15 protein-coding genes are annotated in these 12,931 nt (G+C 30.5%); 9 read left to right on the top strand and 6 right to left on the bottom strand.

Features of this window, described 5'->3' with window-relative positions; translation table 11 throughout:
- Entirely contained in the window at nt 1-204 is a 204-nt protein-coding gene (locus FBF11_RS05945; protein WP_002852756.1) for a hypothetical protein, read from the top strand.
- On the opposite strand, the gene FBF11_RS05940 is transcribed toward FBF11_RS05945, so the two are convergent.
- Nucleotides 201-1,361, bottom strand: a complete 1,161-nt coding sequence (locus FBF11_RS05940; RefSeq protein ID WP_002852845.1) for a M23 family metallopeptidase — start codon at nt 1,359-1,361, stop codon at nt 201-203. The genes FBF11_RS05945 and FBF11_RS05940 overlap by 4 nt on opposite strands.
- 121 nt (nt 1,362-1,482) lie before the next feature.
- Between FBF11_RS05940 and FBF11_RS05935 the strand changes: the two genes are divergently transcribed.
- From FBF11_RS05935 to FBF11_RS05925, 3 genes are read left to right on the top strand one after another with little or no spacing between them, the layout of a single operon-like run.
- Nucleotides 1,483-2,208, top strand: a complete 726-nt coding sequence (locus tag FBF11_RS05935; RefSeq protein WP_002852692.1) for a plasminogen-binding N-terminal domain-containing protein — start codon at nt 1,483-1,485, stop codon at nt 2,206-2,208.
- Between the two features lie 2 nt (nt 2,209-2,210).
- Entirely contained in the window at nt 2,211-3,593 is a 1,383-nt protein-coding gene (locus FBF11_RS05930; protein WP_002874588.1) for an FAD-linked oxidase C-terminal domain-containing protein, read from the top strand.
- 3 nt (nt 3,594-3,596) lie between these two features.
- Nucleotides 3,597-4,403, top strand: coding sequence for a YihY/virulence factor BrkB family protein (locus FBF11_RS05925; protein WP_168977467.1), 807 nt, complete (start codon nt 3,597-3,599; stop codon nt 4,401-4,403).
- On the opposite strand, the gene FBF11_RS05920 is transcribed toward FBF11_RS05925, so the two are convergent.
- The 4 genes from FBF11_RS05920 to FBF11_RS05905 are packed head-to-tail and all read right to left on the bottom strand — an operon-like array spanning nt 4,347 to nt 8,272.
- Nucleotides 4,347-5,606, bottom strand: coding sequence for a ComEC/Rec2 family competence protein (locus FBF11_RS05920; RefSeq protein WP_002873165.1), 1,260 nt, complete (start codon nt 5,604-5,606; stop codon nt 4,347-4,349). The two genes, FBF11_RS05925 and FBF11_RS05920, sit on opposite strands and share 57 nt — an antisense overlap.
- A complete protein-coding gene (locus tag FBF11_RS05915; RefSeq protein WP_002856055.1) occupies nt 5,606-6,163 on the bottom strand; it encodes a DedA family protein in 558 nt (185 codons plus the stop codon). The genes FBF11_RS05920 and FBF11_RS05915 overlap by 1 nt, the downstream gene beginning before the upstream one ends.
- Nucleotides 6,164-6,171: 8 nt before the next feature.
- Nucleotides 6,172-7,725: a ribonuclease Y gene (gene rny, locus FBF11_RS05910; protein ID WP_002867373.1), complete on the bottom strand. Its 1,554-nt coding sequence runs from the start codon at nt 7,723-7,725 to the stop codon at nt 6,172-6,174.
- On the bottom strand, nt 7,646-8,272 hold the full coding sequence (locus tag FBF11_RS05905; protein ID WP_057096882.1) for a 5-formyltetrahydrofolate cyclo-ligase: 627 nt from the start codon (nt 8,270-8,272) through the stop codon (nt 7,646-7,648). Before FBF11_RS05905 ends, rny begins: the two co-directional genes overlap by 80 nt.
- A gap of 82 nt (nt 8,273-8,354) precedes the next feature.
- Between FBF11_RS05905 and FBF11_RS05900 the strand changes: the two genes are divergently transcribed.
- The 5 genes from FBF11_RS05900 to FBF11_RS05880 all read left to right on the top strand — a co-directional run bounded on the left by FBF11_RS05900 (nt 8,355) and on the right by FBF11_RS05880 (nt 12,055).
- Nucleotides 8,355-8,912, top strand: coding sequence for a TlpA disulfide reductase family protein (locus FBF11_RS05900; protein ID WP_002867374.1), 558 nt, complete (start codon nt 8,355-8,357; stop codon nt 8,910-8,912).
- Nucleotides 8,912-9,778 carry a signal recognition particle-docking protein FtsY gene (gene ftsY / locus FBF11_RS05895; protein ID WP_002858085.1) on the top strand — a complete coding sequence of 289 codons (867 nt, stop codon included), beginning with the start codon at nt 8,912-8,914 and terminating at the stop codon, nt 9,776-9,778. Before FBF11_RS05900 ends, ftsY begins: the two co-directional genes overlap by 1 nt.
- Nucleotides 9,778-11,118 carry a DNA repair protein RadA gene (radA, locus tag FBF11_RS05890; protein WP_002858434.1) on the top strand — a complete coding sequence of 447 codons (1,341 nt, stop codon included), beginning with the start codon at nt 9,778-9,780 and terminating at the stop codon, nt 11,116-11,118. The genes ftsY and radA overlap by 1 nt, the downstream gene beginning before the upstream one ends.
- A 68-nt stretch (nt 11,119-11,186) precedes the next feature.
- Nucleotides 11,187-11,867, top strand: a complete 681-nt coding sequence (locus tag FBF11_RS05885; RefSeq protein WP_002858390.1) for a F0F1 ATP synthase subunit A — start codon at nt 11,187-11,189, stop codon at nt 11,865-11,867.
- Nucleotides 11,864-12,055: a membrane protein gene (locus FBF11_RS05880; RefSeq protein ID WP_002852856.1), complete on the top strand. Its 192-nt coding sequence runs from the start codon at nt 11,864-11,866 to the stop codon at nt 12,053-12,055. The genes FBF11_RS05885 and FBF11_RS05880 overlap by 4 nt, the downstream gene beginning before the upstream one ends.
- Before the next feature lie 21 nt (nt 12,056-12,076).
- Here FBF11_RS05880 and metF read toward each other — a convergent pair whose 3' ends face one another.
- On the bottom strand, nt 12,077-12,925 hold the full coding sequence (gene metF, locus FBF11_RS05875) for a methylenetetrahydrofolate reductase [NAD(P)H] (protein WP_057096884.1): 849 nt from the start codon (nt 12,923-12,925) through the stop codon (nt 12,077-12,079).
- Between the last annotated feature and the right edge of the window lie 6 nt (nt 12,926-12,931).

Below are 12,931 nucleotides of genomic sequence, written 5' to 3'. Positions count from 1 at the left end.
ATGTATGAAAGAAAAGATTTAAGGGTGTTAAAAATCATTCAAAAAGCTAGAGAATTTGGCGATGGAGATTTGTTAAATGAAGCTTTGGTGAAACAATTGATTGATGCAGATTTTTGTGAAATTAATGAAAAAGAAAAAGAAGAGCTTGCAACTCTTCTACATTCTTTAATCAATGCAAAAGATAAAGCGTTATTGAGTAATTAAAATTCTATATAGTTTTCAAAATCTTCTTCTTTTGGAGGATTAGGTTGATTCGAGGCTAGGGCTTCTTTAACAACCTGCTCGTATCCAGCTATGATATGTTTAAAATTCTCTTTCGCTTTTCCACTAAGTTCTGATTTGGCGATTTTTACAACAGATGCAGGATTTATAGCTTTATTATTTAAATATACTCCAAAATGCAAATGAGGACCTGTGCTCATACCTGTTGAACCAACATATGCAATTACTTGTCCTTGATTTACCTTTTGTCCGTTTTTAATTTTTGCAAAACGACTAAGATGAGCATATAAAGTCATATAACCTGAGTCATGCTTGATTTGAATTACATTTCCATAACCACCTTTTGTGCCTATAAAGGTTACTACTCCTTTGCCAGCACTTTTCACAGGAGTTCCAGTAGGTGCAGCATAGTCTATACCAAGATGGGCACGATAGCGTTTTAATATAGGATGATATCTTGCTGTTGTAAAAGGAGAAGAAATTCTAGTGTAATTCACAGGTTTTGTAAGTAAAAAAGATTCTAATTCTTTGCCATCACGATCATAGAATATATCATTATAAGAAAAGACTTCTCTAGCGCTTTTATTGATTTCTACCATTGCCATTTTTATATTTATATCACCCCAAAGTTTACCCATGCGTCTTTTTTGTTCATAATATAGGGTTACTTCATCACCTTTTTGGATATTGCGAAAATTTATACTTCCTCGAAAAGCACGAACCATAGCACGAGCTAAAGTACTGCTACCACTTTCTTCATAGACATCTTGATAAGCAGAGCTTTTAATGGTTAAATGTAAAATTCTATCTTCTTTTTGATAAGATACAGGAGTAAAAGCAAGAGTGTATTGTCCATCTTTATCTTTATAGATATGAATTTGTAAATCATCACTAATTGGAATTAAAACTTGTTCTATGTTGTTGTTTTCATCTTTTAAAACTTGATATTTTATTTTATAGGCTATATCAGAAGCAAGTTCTTGATCTTCTCTATCAAGTCCATAATAAAGCGACATAGGTATGGAATTTCTTTGTAGGAATTTAAGCAAGGTATCTCCATTATCCCAAGTTAGCTCTTCAACACTTAAAGCTGCAAAACTTTGAACAACAAAAATAAATAAAAGCAATAATTTTTTCATGAGATAACCTTAATTTTTAAAAGAATTTTGAAATTTGAAAGCTATATTTTACTTTATTTTTCTTACAATTGCTTAACAAAAAAGGATTATAATTCTATAAATTTTTATTTAAGGAGCAAATTTGTTTAAAACTATAGTGTGTTTTTTAGCTTTAAACCTTAGCCTCTTTGCGGTTGGATTTGATTTAAAACCTATAAAAAGTGAACTTGTAAAAGTTGATGATATTTATGGTTATATTAAAGATAGTGATGATATAAAACTTTATTCAAGTGGCGTAGTAGTGCAACATTTTAGCAATTCGCAAAGTATCATCGCTAGAGCAAGTGTTATAGATAAAAAAAATGGTTTGGCAAAATTAGAATTTAGTGTTTTTTCAGCTCTTAAGCAAGATGCTTTGCCTTTACCAAATGTTTTACCTAAAGTAGGTGATGAGGTTGTTTTAAATTTTCTTTATGATAGAGGATTGGTAATTGCTCCTGATGAACAAACTTATAATGAACTTGTTAGAGAATTTCCGCAGATATATTTTACCCATATTGATATTTTTGGAGCACAATTAATTAGAACGGCTACTCTTTCTCCTAAGCGTTCAGATTTTAGGCAATTTTGTGATGATAATGCGGTCGGCATTTTGGTTGTGGCTTTGGAAAATCATGCAGAAGTTGTGGATTGTCAAGATTTTAATAAGCTTTATGAAGTGCCTATAAGCAAGCCAACTAGCGTTCAGGTTCCTTTTTATTCTCGTATAGGTGGATATAAAAGTAATTTTTTTGATTTTAACTCTCAAGAAATAGGAAATTATTATAGGTATTATGATGCTTTGATTAATCTTCCTAAGGTGCAATAAACATGAAAAAAGAATTTGAACAATATTTTAAACGATTTTTAGGAGAAGAAAACGCTTATTTTGATGAAATTCACAAAAGAGCTTATAGCTATGATGCGACAAAAAAACATTATTTACCCGATGGGGTTCTTTTTCCAAGAAATGAAGAAGATATTGCTCGAATTTTAAAATTTTGTAATGAAAATAATATCATAGTCATACCGCGAGGCTCAGGATCTGGTTTTACAGGAGGAGCTTTAGCTGTTAATGGCGGGGTGGTGCTTGCTTTTGAAAAGCATATGAATAAAATTTTAGAAATTGATCTTGAAAATTTAGTGGCTGTTGTGCAACCTGGGGTTATTAATATACATTTACAAAAAGAAGTAGCCAAATACGGACTTTTTTATCCACCTGACCCTGCTAGCATGGAGTATTCAAGCTTAGGGGGTAATGTAAGCGAAAATGCTGGGGGAATGAGAGCTGCAAAATATGGCATTACAAAAGATTATGTGATGGCTTTAAGGGCTGTTTTGCCTAGCGGAGAAATCATTCGTGCAGGGAAACGCACTATTAAAGATGTAGCAGGTTATAATTTGGCAGGAATTTTAATCGCTAGTGAAGGTTCTTTGGCAGTTTTAAGTGAGCTTACTTTAAAATTAATACCTTTGCCTAAATTTAAAAAAACTGCTTTTGCTATTTTTCCAAGTGTAAAAAGTGCTATGAATGCGGTTTACAAAAGTCTTGCTAGCGGTGTAAGTCCTGTATCTATGGAATTTTTAGACAATCTTAGCATTAGAGCGGTTGAGAGCAAATTTAATAAAGGTTTGCCTATAGAAGCTGGAGCTATTTTGATTGCTGATGTGGATGGTAATGTTAAAGAGGCTATTGATGAGGATTTAAGAAATTTAGAATATTATTTTTTAGAAGCTGGCGCTAGCGAATTTAAAATAGCAAAAGATGAACAAGAAACCGCAGATATTTGGTTTGCTAGAAGAAATTGTTCTCAAAGCATTGCCATGTATGGAACTTTAAAACTTAATGAAGATATTACAGTTCCGCGTTCTAAACTACCTACTTTGCTTGAAGGTATAGATGAGATTTCTAAAAAATATGGTTTTAAAATTCCTTGCTTTGGACATACAGGGGATGGAAATGTGCATACTAATGTTATGGTTCCTGATAAAAATGATAAAGAGCAGGTGAAAAAAGGCTATGAAGCTGTGGAAGAGATTTTTAAATTAACAGTGAAACTTGGAGGAACTTTAAGCGGAGAGCATGGTATCGGACTCTCTAAGGCACCTTTTATGAATTTAGCTTTTTCTGAAGCCGAAATGAATTTAATGAGAAATATTAAAAAAGCTTTTGATCCAAATAATATACTAAATCCTTTTAAAATGGGACTTTAGAAGGTGAAAAATTTTTTTACTATTTTACTAAATTTGCGTGATAAGGAAATTTTAAATTATGCAGCAGCGCTTAGTTTTTATACTGTATTATCTTTAATACCTATTTTATTTGTATGTTTTTCTGTTTTTACGCAAATTTCCAGTTTTAAAGCTTATTATGAAAAAGCAAAGCAAGTAATTTTTGCTTTTTTAATACCAACGCAACAAGATGTTGTTGCTACCTACATCGATACTTTTTTAAAAAATAGTGTAAATTTGGGTATTGTAGGTCTTATTGCTATGGCATTTACTTCTTTAGCTTTTTTTTCAGGCTATGATTTTGTAATCAATCGCATTACTAAAAATGAACCTAAAGGACTTTGGCAAAGTATTAGTTCTTATTGGACTCTTTTAACTCTTGTTCCTTTGGGGCTTGGGCTTAGTTTTTATATTTCAGGTTTTATCCAACAAACTTTAGATGATTATAAAATAGGGTTTAATTTTTTTGAAATTTTACCCTTTGTAATTATTTGGGGTTTATTTTTTATATCTTATTCAAGTTCTGTTCATAAGGGAACTCTTAAAAGTTTAGCTTTAGTATCTTTTGGAGCGGGTACTATTTGGTATATAGGAAAAAATTTATTTGTATATTACGTGGTATATAATAAAACATACGCTAGCGTTTATGGATCTTTTTCTACTATTTTATTCTTTTTTATTTGGATTTATATTTCTTGGATTATTTATCTTTTTGGGTTTAAACTCTATTATTTTCTAAATCACAATCATAATGAAGGGAATAAAATTCGCAAAAATACAAAGAAAAGCTAGATATTTAAATCGCACAGAGATTAAAGAAGCAATAAGATAACTTATAAAAATCCAAAATGGGATATGGATATTAGTTCCATAAATTTTAAATTTAAAAAATTCATCTAAGATAAAATTGAGCAAATCTCCATAGTTTATAAGATGCAAAAATAATACTAAAGGATAAAATATTACAAAAATTCCACTCAAAATAATACCTAAAATTTGTTGGTAGCTTATAAGTGGAAAAAAATAAAGCACAGGTAAAACCATAGCAAAAAAAGTCCAAATATTAAGCAAAATAATATTTATAAGATTATTAAATTTATTTGCAAAATGATGCATATATAAAAAAATATAAAAAACACCTAAAATAGAAAATAAAAATCCAATACTAAATAAAAGTCTAGGGTAAAGAGAAATGCACAATAAAATACTACAAAAAAGCGTAACGAAATTAATGATTTTTATATTTTTACACAATAGATAAAAAACCCAAAAAGCCATAATCAAGGAGCGCACAAAAGAAGGGACAAATCCTATTAAACAAGCATAAGCTAAAAGTAGTGCAAAAATTAAAATACTTAAATCTAAACGTAAATTTCTATAAGGAAAATATCTTTTTTGGAAAAAACTATAAATTGGAGCTAAAATAAAGAAAATTAAACTAAAAAGTAAGCCTATGTGATAACCGCTAATTGCTATAAGGTGTGCTATACCGTAGTAATTTACATCGTTTCTAAGCTCTAAAGATATGGGCAGTGCAAAAAATAAAGCACCATAAAATTCTTTAATCTTTTCATTTGTATGTTGATTTAAGAAGTAAGATATAATGGGATTGTATTCTTTTTCTTTTAATTTTTCAAAATCATAAGAAGGTGCGTAAAAACTTTTACTCAGATAGTCTTTAAAGTTAATATTATGGGTGATAATTCTAAGGCTTAAAAATTGATTCTTGCTTAAATTTAAATCCTTAAAACTTGTAGTATAAAAAGTGAAGTTTTCAGTTTGTAACTTTAAAACCCAGTATTTTTTATTTTTTTTATTATATTTTATATATTGGTGCGTTAATAGAGCGTTGTCTATAAGGTAATGTTTTTGGTTTTTAAAGTTTAAAAAATTATTATATTCTAAAAGGATATTAAAAATAAAAATAACAACAACAGAGAAAAATAAATAATGAAATTCTTTAAAAGAGTAAGAAAAAGAATTCCATAGAGACATTATTTTTTAGAAAATTTACTTAAATAAAGCCAAATTATTCCGGCTAAAAATAATAAAAATAAAGGAGCAGCATAAGGATATAAACTCAGTTTATCAAAAATTGCTTCAATAACATACCCAAAAGTATAAGCAGTAAAACCTAGAACAATAGCCCATGCCAAACTAGCTAGAGTATTGATAATAAAAAATTTAATAAAATTATATTTTGCCATACCTGCAGCTATGGGAATGAAAGTTTTTAAACCATAAATAAATTTTTGAGTTACAAGTAAAATAATTCCATGTTGTTTTGTTTTTATCATAGCAAGGGCTATCTTGCGTCGGTGTTTTTTAAAATAAGGCATAATGTCTTTTTTATAATATTTTCCAAGTATAAAAAGCAAAGTTGAACCTATGGTATTAGCAATAAAAGCAAGAGCAATGCAAAAACTAAGATCCATTTTTCCTTGAGAACTTAAAACTCCTGCAGCTAAAATTCCAACCATCCCGCCCCCTAAAGAGTAAAAGAATAAAACAATATAACCATATTTTATTAAAGTATCAATCATATCTTGCATAATAAACCTTATTTAGCGTATTCTACAGCTCTAAGTTCACGTATAACATTGACTTTAATTTCACCAGGATATTGCATTTTTTCTTGAATTTCAGCTGCTATTTCCTTAGCTAAAAGTACACTTTCATCATCATTAACAAGCTGAGCATTGGCTATGACGCGAATTTCTCTTCCGGCATTGATTGCATAGGCATTTTTAATTCCTTCTTTACTTTTAGCGATATCTTCTAGCTCACTGACTCTTTTTAAGAAAGCTTCTAACACTTCTCTTCTAGCTCCAGGTCGTGCAGCACTTAAAGTATCTGCTGCACAAACAGCTGCTGATTCTATGCTTGTAGCTTCTTCGTGTCCATGATGTGCGTAAATAGCATTGATTACTACAGGATGCTCTTTGTAGCGTTTGCAAAGTTCTGCACCTAAATCCACATGAGATCCTTCAAAATCATGGGTTAATGCTTTTCCTATATCATGTAAAATTCCCGCACGACGTGCTAAATTCTCATCTCCACCACACTCAGCAGCAATGATTCCTGCAAGGTGAGCCACTTCCAAAGAATGTGCTAAAGCGTTTTGTCCATAGCTTGCTCGGTATTTGAGTTTTCCTATGAGTTTTACAATTTCAGGGTGTATTTTATTTAAACCTAGATCCATAACTATGGTTTCGCCTTCTTCTAGAATGGCACTATCAAATTCTTTACACACTTTTTCGTGAATTTCTTCTATGCGCGCGGGTTGAATTCTGCCATCTTCAACTAAAAGTTCTATAACTTTTGTAGCAATAGCACGGCGATAAAGATTAAAACAACTTACTATAATAGCACCTGGTGTATCATCGATGATAATATCAACACCTAAAACCATTTCCAAGGTTTTAACATTGCGCCCTTCTTTACCAATGATACGTCCTTTAAGTTCATCGTTTTTAATGTTAATAACATTGATAAGTCTTTCAGCTGCAAATTCACCTGCAAAACGAGAAGTAGCTTGAGCAATGATGAAATTAGCTTTTCTTTTAGCTTCATTTTTTGCTTCTTCTTCATATTTTCTTACTATATGTGCAATTTGCTCGCGAGAATTTTCTTCTACTTTTTTAAGAATGATTTCTTTGGCTTCATTTTGTGTAAGTCCTGTCGAATGTTCTAAAATTTTTAAAACATCGTCAAGTTTTTCTTGATATTTATTTTTTAATTTATCAACATCAGATTGTAAGTTTTGAATGTGTTTTTGTGACTTGCAAAGGTATTCTTTATCTTCTTTTAGTTTTTCTTCTTCTTGCTGAAGTTTTTGTTCTTTTTTAGAAAGATCATCAAATTTTTGATTAAAATCTTTTTGAATTTTGTGAGTTTTTTCTTCGTATTTTTTTTTAACTTCTAATTCTGCATTAAGAATTGAATTTTTTGCATCTTTTAAAATAAGCTCCGCTTCGTATTCTATAGCTTTGGCTTTAGCTTTGGCTTGTTCTACGAAAATTTCATATTTGGCATCATTGATTTTTTTTGCAACTAAATATCCTATACCGAGTCCAACTATAGCGGCTATAAGTGCGATAAGTGATTCTATCATTTTTTCTTTCTTTCTTGTAATATTTTTTATAAGGGTTTATGTATAATTTTCCTGAAATATCATGCTTTTGTGTTAGATTATTTTGACTTAAAGCATCTATACTTTGGACAAATATTATATGAGGCTTGTAATTTAAATTTTCAAAAAATCTATCATAAAAACCTTGCCCATGTCCTATTCTTTTTAAATTTTTATCGACGCCAATTACAGGCACAATAGCTAAATCAATTTTTGCTTTAAAAAAAGAATCTATAGGCTCTAAAACCCCAAACCTTTTTTTAATAAAAGGCAATCTTAATTTTACAATTTTTAAACTTTTATCTTGCATAAATGGAACAAAAAGTTTGTAATTTTTATTTAGAATATGGCGAAATTTTATTAAGTTTGGTTCATAATGCAAAGGAATAAAAATTAAAATATTTTTAGCTTTAAATAGCTTTATTATTTTAAGACATTCTTTAAATATTTTATAATCTTGTTTGAAATTTAGTTTTGAATGTTTGAAAAGGCGTATTTTTTGCAATGCCCTAAAATCTGTTTTTTCCATTAATATGCCTTTAAAAAAATATTATCTTATGTATGTTATAATTTTAGCATTTTTATAAAGAAGAATAAAGGATTGATAAATAATGAAGATTAAAAAAATACTTTTACTAGTGGCAATATCTTGTTTGTTTGTTGCTTGTAGCAATGATAAAGAAAAGCAGCAAAATGATGTAAATTTAAGCACCGAGGCAAGTATAAATCAAAGTGATGATATGAATTTTAAACTTAATTTGATTGATGGAGGATCAATTTCAGTTAAAAAAGAAAATACCGTTTTAAATTTCAACGATGAAGATAAGGCAACTTTGTTTGTATTTTTTACCACTTGGTGTACCCCTTGCATTGCTGAAATCCCTCATCTTAATAAATTACAAGAAAAGTATAATAATGATTTTAATATAGTTGGGGTTTTATTAGAAGATAAATCTAATGATGAGATTCAAAAATTTATAGAACAGCATAAAATATCTTATAAAGTCGCTAATGGTGAAAATAACTATCTTTTAGCTAAAGCTTTAGGCGGGGTAAATGGAATTCCTACCATGTTTCTTTACAACAAGCATTCTAAATTGATTAATCAGTATTTAGGGCTTATTCCTGAAGAAATGCTAGAAATTGATATACAAAAGGCTATACTTTAATGTTTAATTTTTTTAAAAAAGGACTTGCAAAAACTCTTGAAAATATTGTTGGAGTTAAAGGAGAGAATAAAAAGATAACCAAAGATTTGCTTGAAGAAATTTTGCTTGAAGCAGATGTAAGTTATGAAATAGTTGAAGAGATAATTTATTATTTACCACCTCAAAATGAAGTAAAAAAAGAAGATTTAAAGCGTGTTATGGGTTCTTATTTTCTTTATGAAAAAAAAGAAACCAATCAAGAAAAACCTTTTGTAGAGCTTATTTTAGGAGTAAATGGAGCAGGAAAAACAACAAGTATTGCCAAGCTTGCTTATTTATACAAAAACCAAAATCAAAAAGTGATTTTAGGAGCGTGTGATACTTTTAGAGCAGGTGCGATTGAGCAATTAAAACTTTGGGCGCAAAAAGTGGATGTAGATATAGTTTTAACTGCACAAGGGCATGATCCTTCAGCGGTTGCTTTTGATACCATTTCTAAAGCAAAAGCAAAGGATTTTGATAGAGTTATTATCGATACAGCAGGGCGTTTGCAAAATCAAAAAAATTTAGCTCATGAGCTTGAAAAAATTGTAAGAATTTCAAACAAAGCTTTAGAAGGCGCACCCCATAGAAAAATTTTAGTTTTAGATGGAACACAGGGAAATGCTGGAATTTTACAAGCTAAAGCTTTTAATGAGCTTGTAAAACTTGATGGTGTGATTATCACAAAGCTTGATGGGACAGCTAAAGGGGGTGCACTTTTTAGTATAGCAAGAGAGCTTGAGCTTCCTATTTTTTATGTAGGCGTGGGTGAGCAAATGACGGATTTGCAAGAATTTAATGCAAGTGCTTATTTAGATACTTTATTAGATCCTATTTTTGAATAATGGCAAAAAATAAAGCACTTTTTGAATGTCAAGCTTGTGGAAATCAACAAAGCAAATGGCTTGGAAAATGTCCTGATTGTGGAGCTTGGGATAGTTTTGTAGAATTAAAAGCTGAGCAAATTAAAGTTTTAAAAGAGCTTGCGCAAGTTAGCATGAAAACAAGTGAGGCTGTTTGTATTGAAGATGTGGAGTTAGAGCATTTTACAAGATACAGCACAGATGATAATGAGCTTGATTTGGTTTTAGGCGGAGGGCTTGTTGAAGGTTCTTTAGTGCTTATAGGCGGAAGTCCAGGTGTGGGAAAATCTACGCTTTTGTTAAAAATTGCTTCAAATTTAGCTAAACAGGGTAAAAAAGTGCTTTATGTCAGTGGCGAAGAAAGTAAAGCCCAGATTAAATTAAGAGCTGATCGTCTTGAGGCTAATACTCCGAATTTATTTTTACTTACTGAACTTTGCCTTGAAAATATTTTAGAAGAATTGCACAAAAAAGATTATAGCATTCTTATCGTTGATTCTATACAAACTCTATATTCAAATAAAATCACTTCAGCAGCAGGAAGCATCACTCAGGTGCGTGAGATTACTTTTGAGCTTATGCGTGTGAGTAAGGCTTATAATATCAGTACTTTTATCATAGGGCACATTACTAAAGAAGGTGCTATAGCAGGACCTAGAGTTCTTGAGCATATGGTAGATGTGGTGCTTTATTTTGAGGGAGATGCCACTAAAGAAATCAGACTTTTAAGAGGCTTTAAAAATCGTTTTGGTGGAACGAATGAAGTAGGTATTTTTGAGATGACTGCTAAGGGTTTGATCAGTGCAAAAGATTTGGCAAATCGTTTTTTTACTCGTGGAAAGGCTATTTCAGGAAGTGCTTTAGGTGTTGTAATGGAGGGATCTCGTGCTTTGGTTTTAGAAGTTCAAGCTTTGGTGTGTGAAAGTTCTTATCCAAAACGCAGCGCTACGGGCTATGAAAAAAATCGCTTAGATATGCTTTTGGCTTTGCTTGAAAGAAAGCTTGAAATTCCTTTGGGGCATTATGATGTATTTGTAAATATTAGTGGCGGAGTAAAAGTAAGCGAAACTGCGGCGGATTTGGCTGTGGTTGCAGCTATTATTTCAAGTTTTAAAAATCGCCCTTTGAGCAAAGATAGTATTTTTATAGGGGAGCTTAGTTTAAATGGAGAAATTAGAGAGGTTTTTAGCCTTGATACGCGTTTAAAAGAAGCTAAAATGCAAAAATTTAAAAATGCCATTGTTCCTTCTAAGCCTTTGGAAGATATAGGGCTTAAGTGTTTTGTTGCTAAAGAACTTTCGCAAGTTTTAGAATGGATGTAAATTTTCATTAAAATATAAGTAAGATTTTGCTAAAATTTCGAGTTTAGAATAAAATTTTTGAGGAAACCATGAAAGATTTATTTTTATTTAGCTCTTTGCTTGATGCAAGTCATACTTTTTCTTATTTTTTTCACATAGGTTTGGTAGCTTTAATTGCTGTTATAGTGGCTATGATGGCTACTCGTTCTATGCAACTTGTTCCACGCGGTATGCAAAATTTAGGTGAGGCTTTTTTAGAGGGAGTTTTATCTATGGGTAGAGATACCATGGGAAGTGAAAAAGGTGCAAGAAAATATCTTCCTTTGGTTGCAACTTTGGGGATTATAGTGTTTTTTAGTAATATTATAGGTATAATACCTGGTTTTCACGCTCCAACTGCAAGTTTAAATTTGACTTTGTCCTTGGCTATTATAGTTTTTGTATATTATCATTTTGAGGGTATTAGGGCACAAGGTTTTGTAAAGTATTTTGCTCATTTCATGGGACCTATTAAACTTTTAGCTCCTTTGATGTTTCCTATAGAGATAGTCTCTCATCTTTCTCGTGTGGTTTCTTTGTCCTTCCGTTTGTTTGGAAATATTAAAGGCGACGATTTATTTTTAATGGTAATTTTAGCTTTAGTTCCTTATATAGCTCCACTTCCTGCTTATGTGCTTTTAACTTTTATGGCATTTTTACAAGCTTTTATTTTTATGATTTTAACTTATGTATATTTAGCGGGTGCAACTGTTGTTGAGGAAGGTCATTGATCTATATTTTAGAATTTTTCAAAGGTGCATCTTTAGCTTTAATGCTTTTTGGTGCACTTTTCTTCTTTTTTAAATATAATTCTTTTTTCTATCTTTGCTTGGGTATTATACCAGGTTTGCTTTTATCTTTAATTTTTGTTTTACTTATAGAAAACCATAAGCTAAAAAATGAAAATAAGTTAAGATAAAAGCAAAAAATAGTTTATTTTCTAAGCATGAAGCTCTTCTTTAAGCAAATGCTTTACAGCTTCATAAATTTTAATAGCCGCTTTGGATTTATTCATAGTATAAAGATGAATTCCATCTACACCACTTGTGATTAAATCGACAATTTGATCGCAAGCATACGCGATACCTGCATCTTCTAAAGCCAAAGTATTATTTTCATATTTTTCTAAAATTTTAACAAATTTAGGAGGGATTTTAGCTCCGCAAAGTTGAGAAATTTTTAAAACCTGTCTTTTGTTAGTAATAGGCATAATACCTGCGTAAATAGGTATGTCAATATCTGCTAAAGCACAATTTTGTTTAAAAGTATAAAAATCTTCATTATCGTAAAAAAGTTGAGTAATGAGCTTATCTGTTCCTGCATTTACCTTAGTTTTAAGATGGTGTATATCCTCGATGAAATTTTTAGATTCATTATGTTTTTCGGGATAGCATGCGGCATAAATTTCAAAGTATTCTTGTTTTTTTATAAAAGAAATTAAATCACTAGCATAAGAAAAATCTTTGCTTTTTTTTAAATTTTCACATATATCGCCTCTTAGGGCAAGAATTTGATTAAGATTTTTTTCTTTGCATTTTTGAAGTATCTGAGTGATTTTTTCTTTACTAGAATGGATGCAAGGTAAATGTACTATGCTAGGAATTTGATATTCTTTCTGGATTAAGCTTGCAACTTCTAAAGTATTTTGTGAGTTAATAGAGCCTCCAGCTCCAAAGGTTACGCTGATAAAATTAGGGCTTAATTGCCCTAAATCATCTAAGATAGTATGAAGATTTTTGATATTTTCATCCTTTCTTGGTGGAAAAACTTCAAAAGAAAAACTACACATGAAAAC

This window comes from Campylobacter sp. CFSAN093224, assembly GCF_012897395.1.
GTDB lineage: Bacteria > Campylobacterota > Campylobacteria > Campylobacterales > Campylobacteraceae > Campylobacter_D > Campylobacter_D jejuni.
Note: the sequence above shows the minus strand (reverse complement) of the source record. Positions and strands in the feature narration are given on the sequence as shown.

Bases quoted from the DNA above. Each gene is read 5' to 3' on its own strand.
- FBF11_RS05945 (WP_002852756.1), top strand. From the start codon at position 1: ATGTATGAAAGAAAAGATTTAAGGGTGTTAAAAATCATTCAAAAAGCT.
- FBF11_RS05940 (WP_002852845.1), bottom strand. From the start codon at position 1,361: ATGAAAAAATTATTGCTTTTATTTATTTTTGTTGTTCAAAGTTTTGCA.
- FBF11_RS05930 (WP_002874588.1), top strand. From the start codon at position 2,211: ATGAAAAAAGAATTTGAACAATATTTTAAACGATTTTTAGGAGAAGAA.
- FBF11_RS05920 (WP_002873165.1), bottom strand. From the start codon at position 5,606: ATGTCTCTATGGAATTCTTTTTCTTACTCTTTTAAAGAATTTCATTAT.
- FBF11_RS05915 (WP_002856055.1), bottom strand. From the start codon at position 6,163: ATGCAAGATATGATTGATACTTTAATAAAATATGGTTATATTGTTTTA.
- rny (WP_002867373.1), bottom strand. From the start codon at position 7,725: ATGATAGAATCACTTATCGCACTTATAGCCGCTATAGTTGGACTCGGT.
- FBF11_RS05905 (WP_057096882.1), bottom strand. From the start codon at position 8,272: ATGGAAAAAACAGATTTTAGGGCATTGCAAAAAATACGCCTTTTCAAA.
- FBF11_RS05900 (WP_002867374.1), top strand. From the start codon at position 8,355: ATGAAGATTAAAAAAATACTTTTACTAGTGGCAATATCTTGTTTGTTT.
- ftsY (WP_002858085.1), top strand. From the start codon at position 8,912: ATGTTTAATTTTTTTAAAAAAGGACTTGCAAAAACTCTTGAAAATATT.
- radA (WP_002858434.1), top strand. From the start codon at position 9,778: ATGGCAAAAAATAAAGCACTTTTTGAATGTCAAGCTTGTGGAAATCAA.
- FBF11_RS05885 (WP_002858390.1), top strand. From the start codon at position 11,187: ATGAAAGATTTATTTTTATTTAGCTCTTTGCTTGATGCAAGTCATACT.
- metF (WP_057096884.1), bottom strand. From the start codon at position 12,925: ATGTGTAGTTTTTCTTTTGAAGTTTTTCCACCAAGAAAGGATGAAAAT.